Source organism: Microbacterium sp. A8/3-1 (assembly GCF_040267695.1).
GTDB lineage: Bacteria > Actinomycetota > Actinomycetes > Actinomycetales > Microbacteriaceae > Microbacterium > Microbacterium luteolum.
The window spans coordinates 380,204-394,646 of sequence record NZ_CP158357.1; the positions used below are offsets into that span (position 1 = coordinate 380,204).

General features: G+C 66.6%; 15 protein-coding genes. 5 read left to right on the forward strand and 10 right to left on the reverse strand.

All coding sequences use genetic code 11. The features are described from left to right. Positions 1-3: 3 nt before the first annotated feature. The gene (ctaD, locus tag ABS642_RS01905; RefSeq protein ID WP_207770003.1) at positions 4-1,737 is read left to right on the forward strand and encodes a cytochrome c oxidase subunit I; all 1,734 of its coding nucleotides are present in this window, start codon (positions 4-6) and stop codon (positions 1,735-1,737) included. Positions 1,738-1,740: 3 nt separating this feature from the next. After that, positions 1,741-2,175, forward strand: coding sequence for a cytochrome c oxidase subunit 4 (locus ABS642_RS01910; RefSeq protein ID WP_282216801.1), 435 nt, complete (start codon positions 1,741-1,743; stop codon positions 2,173-2,175). Between the two features lie 70 nt (positions 2,176-2,245). Here ABS642_RS01910 and ABS642_RS01915 read toward each other — a convergent pair whose 3' ends face one another. From ABS642_RS01915 to ABS642_RS01945, 7 genes are all read right to left on the reverse strand, one after another. Further along, entirely contained in the window at positions 2,246-2,665 is a 420-nt protein-coding gene (locus ABS642_RS01915; protein ID WP_350352059.1) for a rhodanese-like domain-containing protein, read from the reverse strand. A gap of 82 nt (positions 2,666-2,747) precedes the next feature. Continuing rightward, positions 2,748-3,260 carry a GNAT family N-acetyltransferase gene (locus ABS642_RS01920; RefSeq protein WP_350352060.1) on the reverse strand — a complete coding sequence of 171 codons (513 nt, stop codon included), beginning with the start codon at positions 3,258-3,260 and terminating at the stop codon, positions 2,748-2,750. Then, on the reverse strand, positions 3,257-3,670 hold the full coding sequence (locus ABS642_RS01925) for a Rid family hydrolase (RefSeq protein ID WP_350352061.1): 414 nt from the start codon (positions 3,668-3,670) through the stop codon (positions 3,257-3,259). Before ABS642_RS01925 ends, ABS642_RS01920 begins: the two co-directional genes overlap by 4 nt. A gap of 79 nt (positions 3,671-3,749) precedes the next feature. Beyond that, a complete protein-coding gene (locus ABS642_RS01930) occupies positions 3,750-5,564 on the reverse strand; it encodes a cytochrome bc complex cytochrome b subunit (protein WP_282216805.1) in 1,815 nt (604 codons plus the stop codon). Continuing rightward, positions 5,561-6,637 (reverse strand): Rieske (2Fe-2S) protein, encoded by a 1,077-nt coding sequence (locus ABS642_RS01935; protein ID WP_282216806.1) that lies wholly within the window; start codon positions 6,635-6,637, stop codon positions 5,561-5,563. Before ABS642_RS01935 ends, ABS642_RS01930 begins: the two co-directional genes overlap by 4 nt. A 36-nt stretch (positions 6,638-6,673) precedes the next feature. Beyond that, complete coding sequence (locus ABS642_RS01940) at positions 6,674-7,474, reverse strand: c-type cytochrome (RefSeq protein ID WP_282216807.1); 801 nt, start codon at positions 7,472-7,474, stop codon at positions 6,674-6,676. 20 nt (positions 7,475-7,494) lie between these two features. Beyond that, a complete protein-coding gene (locus ABS642_RS01945; RefSeq protein ID WP_282217468.1) occupies positions 7,495-8,052 on the reverse strand; it encodes a heme-copper oxidase subunit III in 558 nt (185 codons plus the stop codon). A 288-nt stretch (positions 8,053-8,340) separates the two neighbouring features. Here ABS642_RS01945 and trpD point away from each other — a divergent pair, with 288 nt between their 5' ends. Both trpD and ABS642_RS01955 read left to right on the forward strand, forming a co-directional pair. After that, entirely contained in the window at positions 8,341-9,411 is a 1,071-nt protein-coding gene (trpD, locus tag ABS642_RS01950; RefSeq protein ID WP_282216808.1) for an anthranilate phosphoribosyltransferase, read from the forward strand. 2 nt (positions 9,412-9,413) lie between these two features. Beyond that, a complete protein-coding gene (locus tag ABS642_RS01955; RefSeq protein WP_350352062.1) occupies positions 9,414-10,400 on the forward strand; it encodes a PHP domain-containing protein in 987 nt (328 codons plus the stop codon). A gap of 16 nt (positions 10,401-10,416) precedes the next feature. On the opposite strand, the gene ABS642_RS01960 is transcribed toward ABS642_RS01955, so the two are convergent. From ABS642_RS01960 to ABS642_RS01970, 3 genes are read right to left on the reverse strand one after another with little or no spacing between them, the layout of a single operon-like run. Further along, complete coding sequence (locus ABS642_RS01960) at positions 10,417-11,361, reverse strand: 5'-3' exonuclease (protein ID WP_350352063.1); 945 nt, start codon at positions 11,359-11,361, stop codon at positions 10,417-10,419. Positions 11,362-11,390: 29 nt separating this feature from the next. After that, entirely contained in the window at positions 11,391-12,131 is a 741-nt protein-coding gene (locus ABS642_RS01965; RefSeq protein WP_350352064.1) for a hypothetical protein, read from the reverse strand. Positions 12,132-12,187: 56 nt separating this feature from the next. Continuing rightward, entirely contained in the window at positions 12,188-12,721 is a 534-nt protein-coding gene (locus tag ABS642_RS01970; protein ID WP_350352065.1) for a hypothetical protein, read from the reverse strand. Positions 12,722-12,957: 236 nt separating this feature from the next. Here ABS642_RS01970 and rpsA point away from each other — a divergent pair, with 236 nt between their 5' ends. Beyond that, complete coding sequence (gene rpsA, locus ABS642_RS01975; RefSeq protein ID WP_116636854.1) at positions 12,958-14,412, forward strand: 30S ribosomal protein S1; 1,455 nt, start codon at positions 12,958-12,960, stop codon at positions 14,410-14,412. The last annotated feature ends 31 nt before the right edge of the window (positions 14,413-14,443 follow it).

Sequence of the window (14,443 nt, forward strand, 5' to 3'; positions counted from 1 at the left end):
GCCATGTCGACCACTGAAGCCCCCCGCACCGATGAGGCCCCTCGCTCTCGACCCACCGCTCTGCCCGCCCGCCAGGCCGCTCTGATGAGCTCCTCGCGTGTCGAGCAGAAGGGCAACATCGTCGTCAAGTGGATCACCTCCACCGACCACAAGACCATCGGGTACATGTACCTGATCGCGTCCGTGCTGTTCTTCCTCCTCGGCGGTGTGATGGCCCTCGTCATCCGCGCCGAGCTGTTCGCGCCGGGAATGCAGATCATCCCGACGAAGGAGCAGTACAACCAGCTCTTCACGATGCACGGCACGATCATGCTGCTCATGTTCGCGACCCCGCTGTTCGCCGGCTTCGCGAACGCGATCCTGCCGCTGCAGCTCGGTGCTCCCGACGTCGCGTTCCCGCGTCTGAACGCCTTCGCGTTCTGGCTGTTCCTCTTCGGCTCCACGATCGCCGTCGCCGGCTTCCTCACCCCGCAGGGTGCGGCATCCTTCGGCTGGTTCGCCTATCAGCCGCTCGCCGGGGCCTCGTTCACGCCGGGTGCCGGCGGCAACCTCTGGATGGTCGGACTCGGAATCTCCGGTTTCGGAACGATCCTCGGTGCCGTGAACTTCATCACCACGATCATCACGATGCGTGCCCCGGGAATGACGATGTGGCGCATGCCGATCTTCTCGTGGAACACGCTCATCACGAGCCTCCTCGTGCTGATGGCCTTCCCCGTGCTCGCGGCAGCGATCTTCGCCGCCGCCGCCGACCGCATCCTGGGTGCGCACATCTACGACCCGGCCAACGGCGGCGTCCTGCTCTGGCAGCACCTGTTCTGGTTCTTCGGTCACCCCGAGGTGTACATCATCGCGCTGCCGTTCTTCGGCATCGTCTCGGAGATCTTCCCGGTGTTCAGCCGCAAGCCGATCTTCGGGTACAAGACGCTCGTCTACGCGACCATCGCCATCGCGGCGCTCTCCGTCGCCGTGTGGGCGCACCACATGTACGTCACGGGATCGGTGCTCCTGCCGTTCTTCGCCCTGATGACGATGCTCATCGCGGTGCCGACGGGTGTGAAGATCTTCAACTGGATCGGCACGCTCTGGCGAGGGTCCGTGACCTTCGAGACGCCGATGGTCTTCGCACTCGGCTTCCTGGTCTCGTTCGTCTTCGGCGGCCTGACCGGTGTCATCCTCGCGGCCCCGCCGCTGGACTTCGCGCTCTCCGACTCGTACTTCGTCGTCGCGCACTTCCACTACGTCGTGTTCGGCACCGTGGTGTTCGCCATGTTCGCCGGCTTCTACTTCTGGTGGCCGAAGTGGACGGGCCGCATGCTCAACGAGCGCCTCGGCTACGTGCACTTCTGGATGCTGTTCATCGGTTTCCACATGACGTTCCTCATTCAGCACTGGCTGGGTGTCGACGGCATGGTGCGTCGCTACGCGGACTACTCGGCGGCCGACGGCTGGACCTGGCAGAACCAGGTCTCGACGATCGGTGCGATCATCCTCGGCGCCTCGATGCTCCCGTTCTTCCTGAACGTCTGGATCACGGCGCGCAAGGCTCCGAAGGTCACGGTCAACGACCCGTGGGGATACGGCGCCTCGCTCGAGTGGGCGACGTCCTGCCCGCCGCCGCGTCACAACTTCACGTCGATCCCGCGCATCCGCAGCGAGCGCCCGGCATTCGACCTGAACCACCCCGAGGCTGCCGAGTTCGCGACCACCGCGCCCGGCGAGCGAGAGGCCCACTAAGTCATGCGCGACAATGTCATTCTCTGGTGGATCCTGACCGCCTTCTTCGCTCTCGTCGGCGTCGTCTACACCGGCTGGCACATCCTGGCCACGCCGAACGAGAACTTCGCGCTGCGGATCGAGTGGGTCGGAACGGTCGCGCTGTTCTTCGCCGCCTTCATGGGCGCGATGATCGCGTTCTACCTCGACCGCACGCACGGCGCCCAGGGCGGTGAGCTGCCGGAGGACATCCTCACGGCCGACATCGACGACGGCGATCCCGAGCTCGGTGAATTCAGCCCGTGGTCGTGGTGGCCGATCGTGCTCGCGGCTTCCGCCGGCATCTTCGTCGTCGGACTCGCCGTCGGACACTTCCTGCTTCCGATCGGGCTCGCGATCTTCGTGGTCGCGATCGTCGGCTGGGTGTACGAGTACTACCGCGGTCATTTCGCACGCTGACGATCAGCAAGCAAGAAGGCCCCCGGAGCGATCCGGGGGCCTTCTTCGTATCTCGGGCCGTGAGGCCTGATCAGGCGCGGGTGCGGATGCGAGCCACACCGGTGAGCGGGTCGACCGGGCGGTGGTGGATGCCGTCGGCATCTTCCACGGGATAGCCCTCGCGGACCCAGTACTCGAAGCCGCCGATCATCTCGCGGACGCGGTAGCCGAGCTTCGCGAACTCGAGCGCGCCTTTGGCGCCGGCGTTGCAGCCGGGACTCCAGCAGTACACGACGACCTCTGCATCGGCGGGGATCTCTCGAGGAGCTCGGGTGGCGATCTCGCTGTAGTGCATGTGCACGGCGCCCGCAACGCGTCCCTGCGCCCAGGCCTCATCGGACCGCACGTCGATCACGACCAGGTCGTCGCCGGCCTTCCGGGCTGCGTGGACGTCACTGGCATCGGTCTCATAGGCGAGCTTGGCGGCGAAGAAGTCGGCACGATCGATCATGTCCTCAGCCTATTCGGGGAGGTCCCGGCGCCTCAGCGCATTCCTGTCGCTCGTCGCCGGATTCGCGACAGCATCCACCCCGTCAGAGGACAGCGGTCATCTGCAGGCGTCGTCCGTGGATCGCGAGCTCCAGGGCGTCCTCCGTGGCGACCAGACGCCGGTGGAAGTCCGAGTCCGGCTCGCTCTCGATGAAGCCGCAGGAGGCATAGAACGGCGCGTTCCAGGGCACGTCCGCGTATGTCCGCAGGGTGATGAGCGCATGACCTCGATGCCGGGCCTCGGCGAGAGCGGCGTCGACGAGGCGGCGACCGATCCCGCGCCGTCCGAAGGAGGGGAGCACGGAGAGCTGTTCGAGGTGAGCGTGCCCGTCGATCTCGAGCACGTGCACGAAGCCGACCGGAGTCGGCACCTCGCCGGCTTCCGCCGACTCTGCGACCAGCACGAATCCGGGAAGGGAGGCGCGCTCCTCGGCATCCGTCGGGGGAGGCCAGTCGGAAGCGGAGAACCGATCGATGAGCAGCGTGTCGGCGGCGACCTCGATCGCTTCGAGTGCTGCGGCGTCTTCGGTGCGTGCGGCACGCACGGACGTCGTCACTGCTGTTCGCCTCGGACAGCGGCGACGGCTTCGATCTCGACGAGCTGGTCGCTGTAGCCGAGAACGGTCACGCCCAGGAGCGTGCTCGGCACATCGTGCGTCCCGAACGCGGCATGCACGACATCCCAGGCTTCGACGAGATCGGCCTGGTCGGATGACGCCACGAGGACGCGTGTGCTGATGACATCGGTGAGGCGTGCACCGGCGGCCTCGAGCGCCTCGGTGAGGGTCTTCATGCACTGCGCGGCCTGGGCGGCATAGTCACCGGGGGAGGCCGTCGTACCGTCCTCGTTCAGAGGGCAGGAGCCGGCGAGGAAGATGAGGCGCGAACCGGCCGGTGCGGTGGCGGCGTAGGCGTAGGGGGCGTCGGCGAGAGAGGCGGAACGGATGAGCTGTACGACGGAGGTCACTCTTCGATCCTTTCACAGCGACCGCAACGACGAAGGCCCCGTCCGGATCGGACGAGGCCTCATCGAGGGGGAGTGGCGACTACTCGCCCTCCTCCGACTTCTTCTTGCGAGGCTTCTTCGCGGGCTCCGTGGCGATCACGGTGCTCGGCGTGTTCGCCGTCTCGTCGACGTGCGTCTCGCTGGCGACGAGCGGTGCATCCGGTGCACCTGCGCGCTCGTGAGCGCCCTGGATCTCTGCTGCCTCGGTCTCTTCGTTGTGAGCCGTGACGTGGTGCTGGTGCGAGTCCGCTTCGTCGACCTCTGCCTGCGTGAGCGGGGCGAGGCGGTCTTCGAAGAACCAGCGCGAGATCGAGGAACGGAGGTTCTCGGTCCACGAGATGCGGCCCTTGGCGTTCGGACGGACCACCAGCGGCTCGTAGCCGTCGACGTCGATGAGCTTCCAGCGGTCGTACTGGTCGACCGGCTGGTGCACCTCGATGAACTCGCCGCCGGGGAGGCGGACGATGCGTCCGGACTCGTAACCGTGCAGCACGATCTCGCGATCCTTCTTCTGCAGCGCGATGCAGATGCGCTTGGTGACGAAGTAGCCGAGGATCGGGCCGACGAACAGCAGCGCCTGGAGGGTGTGGATCACGCCTTCCATGGTGAGCATGAAGTGCGTCGCGATGAGGTCGGACGATGCCGCAGCCCACAGGACCGCGTAGAAGATGACACCGGCCGCGCCGATGGCGGTGCGGGTCGCCGCGTTGCGCGGGCGCTGTGCGATGTGGTGCTCGCGCTTGTCGCCGGTGAGCCAGGCCTCGAGGAACGGGTAGATGGCGACGACGACGATGAACAGACCGAGCACTGCGACCGGGAGCAGGATGCCGAACGACCAGGTCCGGTCGAAGAGCACGAGGTCGAGGTTCGACGGAGCGAGGCGGAGTGCACCGTCGGCGAACCCGATGTACCAGTCCGGCTGCGTGCCGGCGGAGACGGGGGACGGGTCGTACGGTCCGTATGCCCAGATCGGGTTGATCTGGAAGAACGTCGCGATCAGCACGATCGTGCCGAACACGATGAACAGGTATCCGCCCATCTTCGACATGTACACCGGCATCATCGGGTAACCGACGACGTTCTCGTTCGTGCGGCCGGGGCCGGCGAACTGCGTGTGCTTGTTGACGATCATGAGCATCAGGTGCACGACGATCAGCCCGATCACGAGCAGCGGCAGCAGCAGGATGTGCAGCGTGTAGAGGCGGCCGACGATATCGGTGCCGGGGAACTCGCCACCGAACACGATGAACGACGTCCAGGTGCCGATCAGCGGGATGCCCTTGACCATTCCGTCGATGATGCGGAGGCCGTTGCCCGACAGCAGGTCGTCGGGGAGCGAGTAGCCCGTGAAGCCCTCGGCCAGCGCCAGGATGAACAGCACGAAGCCGATGACCCAGTTGAGCTCACGCGGCTTGCGGAACGCACCCGTGAAGAAGATGCGGAGCATGTGCACGCCGATGCCGGCGATGAACACGAGCGCAGCCCAGTGGTGGATCTGGCGGACGAGGAGGCCACCGCGCAGATCGAATGAGATGTGCAGCGACGACTCGAGCGCCGCAGACATCTCGATGCCACGCATCGGGGCGTACGCACCCGTGTAGTGGGTCTCGACCATCGAGGCCTGGAAGAAGAACGTCAGGAAGGTTCCGGAGAGGAACACGACCACGAAGCTCCACAGCGCGATCTCGCCGAGCATGAACGACCAGTGGTCGGGGAAGATCTTGCGACCGAGCTCCTTGACGAAACCGGAGAGGCTGGTGCGCTCATCGATGTAGTTCGACGCGGCTCCCACGAAGCGGCCGCCGAGGGGCGCCTTCGTGTCCTTGTCGTCCTTGGACAGCGTTGCGGTGCTCAATGGCGCTCCCAGAAGCTCGGGCCGACGGGTTCCGTGAAGTCGCTGCGTGCGACCAGGTAGCCCTCGTCATCGACGGTGATGGGCAGCTGCGGCAGCGGGCGAGCCGCCGGGCCGAAGATGACCTTGGCGTGGTCCGTGACGTCGAACTGCGACTGGTGGCACGGGCACAGCAGGTGGTGCGTCTGCTGCTCGTACAGCGCCACGGGGCAGCCGACGTGCGTGCAGACCTTGGAATAGGCGACGATGCCGTCGTAGGACCAGTCCTTGCGGTCCTCGGCCTCGGTGAGCTGCTCGGGGCGCAGGCGCATCATCAGGACGATCGCCTTGGCCTTCTCCTCGAGGTAGCCGTCGTGGTGGCTGAGCTCGGCGAGCTCCTCGGGGATCACGTGGAACGCGGAGCCGAGGGTCACATCCGCAGCGCGGATCGGCGTGCCGTCGGGGTCGCGGACGAGGCGCGAGCCCTCTTCCCACATCGTGTGCTTGAGCAGCGCCACCGGGTCGCCCGCGGTGGGGTCGTCCGGCGTGGAGTGGGGAGCCAGTCCGCGGAACAGCGTGACGCCGGGGATGATCGAGGCGACGACCGCGGCGAAGAGCGAGTTGCGGATCATGGAGCGGCGTCCGAATCCGGACTCCTCGTTCGCGTCGGAGAACGCCTTGATGGCGGCTTCGCGCGTCGAGTCCTTGCCCCGGGTGGGGTGGCGGTACTCGATGTGCTCCTTGTCGGACATCAGAGCCTTGGACCAGTGGATCGCACCGATGCCGAGGGCCAGCAGCGCGAGCGCGATGCCGAGACCGATGAAGAGGTTGTTCTGACGGATGTCGATGAGAGCGCCGCTCTCGATCGGGAACAGCATGTAGGCGGCGACCGCCCAGATGCTGCCGGCGAGCGAGAGGTAGAACAGCGTGTAGACCGTGCGTGCCGCGTTCTTCTCGGCGCGGGGGTCCTTGTCGGTCATCCGCTCGCGGTGCGGCGGCAGTCCCGGGTTCTGCACGGGATCGCTGACTGCGACACCCAGCCCCGGAGAGGGCTGGTAGGCCCTGTCAAGAGCCTGCGAGTCGTCGTCGTGTGCCATGGTGCTCCTCGTACGTTCCTCTTCGATGAATAAGCGTCAGTTGGACTTCGCCGTGATCCACACGGTGATGGCGACGAGCGCGCCGATACCGAAGATCCAGACGAACAGTCCCTCGGAGACCGGCCCGAGGTTGCCGAGGGAGAAGCCGCCGACCGGCACGGCCTGCTGCTGGAAGAGCAGGGCCGAGATGATGTCGCGCTTGTCCTCGTCGGACAGGTTCATGTCGCCGAACACGGGCATGTTCTGGGGGCCGGTGACCATGGCTGCGTACATGTGCAGCGCGCTGGTCTCGGTGAGCGCCGGAGCGTACTTGCCCTCGGTGAGAGCACCACCCGCGGCGGAGACGTTGTGGCACATCGCGCAGTTGACGCGGAAGAGCTCGGCGCCGTTGGCGACGTCGCCCTTGCCGTCGAGCGTGTGCTCGCCGGGGTACGTCGGGCCGGGGGCCACCGACTGGATGTACGACGCCATAGCGAGGATCTGGTCCTCGGTGAACTGCGGCTCCTTCTGGGGGGCCTGCGGTCCCTGCATCTGCAGCGGCATGCGACCGGTGGAGAGCTGGAACTCGGCCGCGAGCTCGCCGACGCCGTAGAGGCTCGGTCCGTTCGCGGTGCCCTGCAGGTCGAGACCGTGGCAGGTGGCGCAGTTCGCCGTGAACAGCTTCTCGCCGTCCTCGACCGTCAGCTGGGTCGACGCGGTCGGCGTCTCGGTCGCCGCGAACGCGGCGGACGCACCGGCGTACACAGCGCCGGTGATCATGAGGCCTGCTCCGATGAGCGCGGCCGCCGCCAAAGGGCTGCGACGACCGCCAGAACGGCGCTTCTTCTCTCGTGCCATCTCGGGGATCAGCTCCGCTCTTATTTCAGGAAGTAGATAACGAGGAACAGCACGATCCAGACGACGTCGACGAAGTGCCAGTAGTAGGACACCACGATCGAGGAGGTCGCCTCTTTGTGCCGGAAATTCTTGACGGCGTACGCGCGGCCGATCACGAGAAGGAAGGCGACGAGCCCGCCGGTGACGTGCAGGGCGTGGAAGCCGGTGGTCAGGTAGAACGCGGATGCATACGAGTCGGCGTTGATCGGCATGCCCTCAGCGACCAGCTGCGCGTACTCCCACACCTGACCCGAGACGAAGATCGCGCCGAGGGCGAAGGTGAGGAAGAACCACTCGACCATGCCCCAGCCGAACAGCCGACGACGACCGGCGCCGTTCTTCTGGCCCTTGCCGAGCTTGTAGGGCTGCAGGTCCTCGGCCGCGAACACACCCATCTGGCAGGTGAACGAGGAGAGCACGAGGATCGCGGTGTTCACTGCGGCGAAGGGGACGTTCAGCAGCTCGGTACGGTCGGCCCAGAGCTCGGGTGAGGTGCTGCGGAGCGTGAAGTAGATCGCGAAGAGTCCCGCGAAGAACATCACCTCGCTGCCGAGCCACACAATGGTGCCGACAGCTACCGGGTTGGGCCGCTTGATCGTTCTCGCCGCCGGGGCATACGTCGCTGAGGTCGTCACCCTTCCATTATGGCCGATCCTCGGGGGTGATTCTCGCACCAGGGCGCCTCGTTTTGCCCTTCTCCGACTTAGGGGACCCTAAGAAAACACTGCGAATACCCGGTGAATACGCGGGAAACGGCGGATGCTCGCGCGACGGGCGCGCTGCTGGAACCGTCTGCACGTTTTCTCGGCGCCGATAGGATCGCACACATGGCTGATTCCCTGACCTGGTCCGACGTGCTCACCTCTCTGCTGGAGCGCCGCGACCTGACGGTCTGGGAGTCCACGTGGGCGATGCGTCAGATCATGCAGGGGAGCGTCACCGAGGCGCAGCTCGCGGGTTTCCTCATCGCGCTCCGCGCGAAGGGCGAGACGATCGACGAGATCGTCGGCTTCCGCGACGCGATCCTCGAGGCGGCGGTTCCGCTTCCCGTCTCGCCGAACGTGCTCGACATCGTCGGAACGGGCGGCGACCGCGTCGGGACAGTGAACGTCTCGACGACGGCGGCGGTCGTCATCGGCGCGACCGGCATCCCCGTTGTCAAGCACGGCAACCGTGCCGCGAGCTCGGCATCCGGCTCCTCCGACGTCCTCGGGGCGCTGGGACTCGAGCTGTCGCTCGACCCCGCCGCCGTGGCATCCATCCTCGATCGCACCGGGATCACGTTCGCGTGGGCCGGAGCGTTCCACCCCGGCTTCAAGCACGCGGGACCGGTGCGCGCCGAGCTCGGCGTGCCCACGGTGTTCAACATGCTCGGCCCGCTGTGCAACCCGGCGCGCGCCGAGGCGAATGCGGTCGGCGTCGCACAGATCGAACGCGTGCCGCTGATCACGGGCGTGTTCCGGACGCGCGGTGCGACCGCGCTCGTGTTCCGTGGCGATGACGGGCTCGACGAGCTCACCACGACCGGGCACAGCCGCATCTGGGAGGTCACGCGCGGTGACATCCACGAGCACGACCTCGATCCCCGCGATCTCGGGATCCCGATCGCGGAGCTCGCGGACCTGATCGGCGGGTCGCCGCAGCACAACGCCGAGGTGCTCCGGCGCACGCTCGCGGGGGAGACCGGCGCGGTGCGCGACATCGTGCTGCTGAACGCGGCGGCCGGAATCGTGGCGTTCGAGCTCTCCCAGGACGCGACCCAGGTGCAGCGCCCGATCCTCGAGCGGCTCCGCGAAGGCTACGAACGCGCCACTGCGGCTGTGGACGACGGCCGGGCCCTCGCCAAGCTCGACCAGTGGATCGGCGTGAGCCGCGAACTGGCAGCCGCCGGGGTCTGATCGTGGATCCCGTCGACGCGCTGCTCGAGATCGCTTCCCTGCTGGAGCGCGAGCGGGCGTCGCGGTACCGGGCGAAGGCGTTCCGGCAGGCGGCGCAGACTCTGCAGGATCTGCCGGACGACGTCCAGACGGATCCGACGCGGCTGCGTGCGGCCAAGGGCATCGGCGAATCGACCTTCGCGGTGATCCGCCAGGCCCAGTCCGGCCAGGTGCCCGACTACCTCGTCGAGTTGCGCGGCGACGTCGAGCCGGAGCGGAAGTCCGAGCTGCGGGCGAAGCTCCGGGGCGATCTGCACGCGCACACCGACTGGTCGGACGGAACGACGTCGATTCCGGTGATGGCGGCGGCGGCGCGGGCACAGGGCCACGAGTACCAGGCGATCACTGATCATTCCCCGCGCCTGCGCGTGGCGCGCGGTCTGTCGGCCGAGCGGCTACGTGAGCAGATGCCGCTGGTTCGTGCCGAATCCGGTGAGGGGTTCACGCTGCTCGCCGGGATCGAGGTCGACATCCTCGAGGACGGTGCACTGGACCAGGAGGACGCGCTCCTCGCGGAGCTCGACATCGTGGTCGCCTCGGTGCATTCCAAACTGCGCATGGACCGGCGGCCGATGACGGCGCGGATGATCAAGGCCGTGTCGCACCCGAGGGTCAACGTGCTCGGACACTGCACGGGTCGTCTGGTGCAGGGCGACCGCGGTACGCGTCCGCAGTCGGAGTTCGACGCGGCCGCGGTGTTCGCCGCCTGCGCGGAGAACGGCGTCGCGGTGGAGATCAACTCCCGGCCGGAGCGGCAGGATCCGCCGGACGAGCTGATCGCGATCGCTCTGGAAGCCGGATGCCTGTTCTCGATCGACTCGGACGCGCATGCTCCCGGGCAGCTGTCACTGCTCGATCACGGTGCCGAGAGAGCCGAGCGCGCCGGAGTTCCCGCGTCGCGCATCGTCACGACCTGGGGACTCGAGCGCCTGCTCTCCTGGGCGGAGTGAGTCGCGTCAGCGGACTTCAGCCGCCTGCGATCGCGGCATTGGACACGGCGGCGACCGCACGGGTCATCGAGCCGCCGAGGTTCCACTGCTCGGCGAGTGCGGTCGTGGCGTCGGTCTCGCGGGGATCGAGGGCGTGCAGCGGGATGTCCGGTGCCGTGATCGGCAGCGAGGTGGCTACGGCGACGACGGTCGGCGCGACGTCGAGATAGTCGGATGCCGCGAGGATCTTCGCCCGCACGCCGGCGCTCATGCCCTCTCCGGCTTCGGCCGCGGCGCGGATGCCTTCGAGGTCGGCGTGAGCCTGCAGCAGGGTCGCCGCGGTCTTGTCGCCGACCCCGGCGACGCCGGGGAGGCCGTCGGAGGCATCGCCGCGCATGGTGGCGAAGTCCGCGTACTGAGAGGGGAGCACGCCGTACTTGGCGACGACGGTCGCATCGGTGACGATCTCGAGATTGCTCATGCCCTTGGCCGTATAGATGACGCGCACGTCGCGCGCGTCGTCGACCAGCTGGAACAGGTCGCGGTCTCCCGTCACGATGTCGACAGGAATCGCGGAGTTCGTGGCGAGCGTGCCGATGACGTCGTCGGCCTCGTGTTCGGCGACGCCGATGATGGGGATGCCGATGGCGCCGAGCGTCTCACGGATCAGCGGGATCTGCGCCTCGAGCGGGTCGGGGACCTCTTCGACGTCGGGCCCGGCCGGGACGACCTCGACCACGCGGTGCGCCTTGTAGCTGGGGATGAGGTCGACGCGCCACTGCGGGCGCCAGTCATCGTCCCAGCAGGCGATCACGTGCGTGGGCTCGTACAGGGTGACGAGCTTGGCGACGATGTCGAGCAGACCGCGCGCCGCGTTGATGGGGGAGCCGTCCGGCGCCTTCACCTTGTCGGGAACGCCGTAGAAGGCGCGGAAGTAGAGGCTGGCGGTGTCGAGCAGCATGAGGCGGTCGGCGCGAGGCATGGACTCAGAGTAACGACGACCGTCGACGTTCAGCACCCGGGTGCTGCGGGTTGCTCGGCGCAGGTGCGAGCGACGAGGGCGGTGTGGGCCTCGAAGATGCGGATCTGCTGTGTCGGGCCGGCGATGGAGAGCTGACCTGCGACGGGGAACCAGCCGATGCCCAGGTCGACTTCGGCCGTGTACCGGACCGTGACGCCGGCGTCGTAGGTGCCTCGCTCAGCGTAGATGTGGCTCGTGGCGGTCGGAGTGAATGACGCCTGGCCGAGAGCCGCCCACGGCTGACCGCCGGTGGTCGTGGATGCCGCGTCGCCGTCGCCGTAGCGGAAGTCGTAGCCGACCGGCGTGAAGCGCACTGTGAGCGGAATCCCGAAGAGGGCACCGGTTCGGGTATGGGCGGATGCCGCGGCCACGAAGTTCGTCGGCATCCCGGCGACGCCGAGGTTGTCGGGCTCGCCCGTCGTCGCGACAGGATCCGGGGCGAACTGCGCGAGGTCCGTGATCGTGATCGCCGGGATCGTCGGCTCCTCTTCGACGACCTCGGCGTCCTGACGAGCACGGAAGCAGCGGTTGTAGCTGTCCCAGTCGATGACGCACGAGTTGAAGTCGAACGGCTTGGGTGTGTACCGGGGGCCCGGGTCGTCGTCGTAGATAGGGGAGGTACCGCCGTCGGTGCCAGGAATGGTTCGGGTGTCGTCGAATCGGATTCGGTCCCCCAGATTGGTGGGGCAGCCGGTCGTTGTCTGCTGCGTAAGTGTGCAGGAGTTAGTCACCGTGCCTACGGGCTTGCCAACGAGCGCGGCTAGCCCAATGAGGATCGCGAGCGCTATCAATGGGAGGCGCATCGGTCGTCCTCAACAGGCTCGGCAGAAGCAAGTAGCGTCTTGCCGTGGGCGACGATGAAGGTGAGATCGAGAGCCACCCGACTCGGACGGTCAGCCGGGACAAGAGAGACGCCCTCCGAATCGGTAAATGTCGTTGAGCCGACGTCAGTACAAACCCGCGCCGTAACCTCGGAACCCTTATAGGTCTGGGGCGAAAACTCGATTACTTCAATCGTGCCTCCGCGGATGTCCCCTCTTGCGTGCATCGCAGATAGATCTTCGCGCTCGAGTTTCAGATAGTCGCCCGTTGTGAATATGAACACAGGCTCAAACGTGTTGGGGTCGCCGAGATCGACCTCGTTGAACGCATCGATATACGCTCGGTACGTCTCCTCCGCCGCCGCAAACGCCTCTTCCTCCGAGGCGAAGGCCGCGGTCGGGGTCGGTGTCGGCTCGGGGGCGGGGGAGCACCCCATAACCAGGGCCGAGGTCAGCACGAGCGCGATGATCGAGGTCAGAGCATGTCGGTGGTGGATCACCGGGACACGGTAACCCGATGGCGCCGCCGGCCGTTCGAGTTATCCACAGGCCGGATGGGCGAAACCGAATCCCACCTGCATCCGGACTTCTGATAACCTGAGTTGTCACTCGTGGCGTGCCTACGCATGCCCTCGTGTCAGCACACCAAAATCCAACCGCTGGGAAGCATGCAGTCGGCCGTGCGCGGCCTTTGTCACCCAGCCTGAGTCTCCATCCAACAAGGACAACCCACTACATGACTACCGCAACGACCGCCCCGGCCACCAAGCAGGTCGCCATCAACGACATCGGATCTGCTGAGGACTTCCTGGCCGCGGTCGAGAAGACCCTGAAGTTCTTCAACGACGGCGACATCATCGAAGGAACGATCGTCAAGATCGACCGCGATGAGGTTCTGCTCGACGTCGGATACAAGACCGAGGGTGTCATCCCCTCGCGCGAGCTCTCCATCAAGCACGACGTCGACCCCAACGAGGTCGTCAAGGTCGGCGACGAGGTCGAGGCTCTTGTTCTCCAGAAGGAGGACAAGGAAGGCCGTCTGATCCTCTCCAAGAAGCGTGCTCAGTACGAGCGTGCCTGGGGAGACGTCGAGAAGATCAAGGAGAACGACGGCGTCGTCACCGGTACGGTCATCGAGGTCGTCAAGGGTGGACTCATCGTCGACATCGGCCTCCGCGGCTTCCTGCCGGCCTCGCTCATCGAGCTGCGCCGCGTCCGCGACCTCACGCCGTACCTCGGCCAGGAGATCGAGGCCAAGATCCTCGAGCTCGACAAGAACCGCAACAACGTCGTCCTCAGCCGCCGTGCGCTGCTCGAGCAGACGCAGTCGGAGTCGCGCACCACGTTCCTGAACAACCTGCACAAGGGTCAGGTCCGCAAGGGTGTCGTCTCGTCGATCGTCAACTTCGGTGCGTTCGTCGACCTGGGTGGCGTGGACGGCCTCGTGCACGTCTCCGAGCTGTCCTGGAAGCACATCGAGCACGCCTCCGAGGTCGTCGAGGTTGGCCAGGAGGTCACCGTCGAGATCCTCGAGGTCGACCTCGACCGCGAGCGCGTCTCCCTGTCGCTGAAGGCGACGCAGGAGGACCCGTGGCAGGTCTTCGCCCGTACCCACGCGATCGGACAGGTCACGCCGGGTAAGGTCACCAAGCTCGTCCCGTTCGGTGCGTTCGTGCGCGTCGCAGACGGCATCGAGGGCCTCGTCCACATCTCCGAGCTCTCCAGCAAGCACGTCGAGCTGGCCGAGCAGGTCGTGTCGGTCGGCGAAGAGGTCTTCGTCAAGGTCATCGACATCGACCTCGAGCGTCGCCGCATCTCGCTGTCGCTGAAGCAGGCCAACGAGTCGGTCGACCCCAACGGCACCGAGTTCGACCCGGCCCTGTACGGCATGCTCGCCGAGTACGACGAGAACGGCGAGTACAAGTACCCGGAGGGCTTCGACGCCGAGACCGGCGCCTGGAAGGAAGGCTTCGACACCCAGCGCGAGGCATGGGAGCAGGAGTACGCTGCAGCCCAGGCTCGCTGGGAGGCCCACAAGGCTCAGGTCACCAAGGCCGCAGAGGCCGAGGCAGAGGCTGGCGCCGACTTCGGCGGCCAGGTCTTCTCGAGCGAAGCCACCGGTGCAGGCACCCTGGCCGACGACGAGGCACTCGCGGCTCTTCGCGAGAAGCTGTCGGGCGGCAACGCGTAAGCATCACGCTCTGAAACGGGCCGTCACCTCT

Coding starts and splice junctions, on each gene's coding strand:
- ABS642_RS01915 (WP_350352059.1), bottom strand. CDS start 2,665: ATGATCGATCGTGCCGACTTCTTCGCCGCCAAGCTCGCCTATGAGACC.
- ABS642_RS01945 (WP_282217468.1), bottom strand. CDS start 8,052: ATGTTCTTCGCGGGACTCTTCGCGATCTACTTCACGCTCCGCAGCACC.
- rpsA (WP_116636854.1), top strand. CDS start 12,958: ATGACTACCGCAACGACCGCCCCGGCCACCAAGCAGGTCGCCATCAAC.
- trpD (WP_282216808.1), top strand. CDS start 8,341: ATGGCTGATTCCCTGACCTGGTCCGACGTGCTCACCTCTCTGCTGGAG.
- ABS642_RS01910 (WP_282216801.1), top strand. CDS start 1,741: ATGCGCGACAATGTCATTCTCTGGTGGATCCTGACCGCCTTCTTCGCT.
- ABS642_RS01935 (WP_282216806.1), bottom strand. CDS start 6,637: ATGGCACACGACGACGACTCGCAGGCTCTTGACAGGGCCTACCAGCCC.
- ctaD (WP_207770003.1), top strand. CDS start 4: ATGTCGACCACTGAAGCCCCCCGCACCGATGAGGCCCCTCGCTCTCGA.
- ABS642_RS01960 (WP_350352063.1), bottom strand. CDS start 11,361: ATGCCTCGCGCCGACCGCCTCATGCTGCTCGACACCGCCAGCCTCTAC.
- ABS642_RS01940 (WP_282216807.1), bottom strand. CDS start 7,474: ATGGCACGAGAGAAGAAGCGCCGTTCTGGCGGTCGTCGCAGCCCTTTG.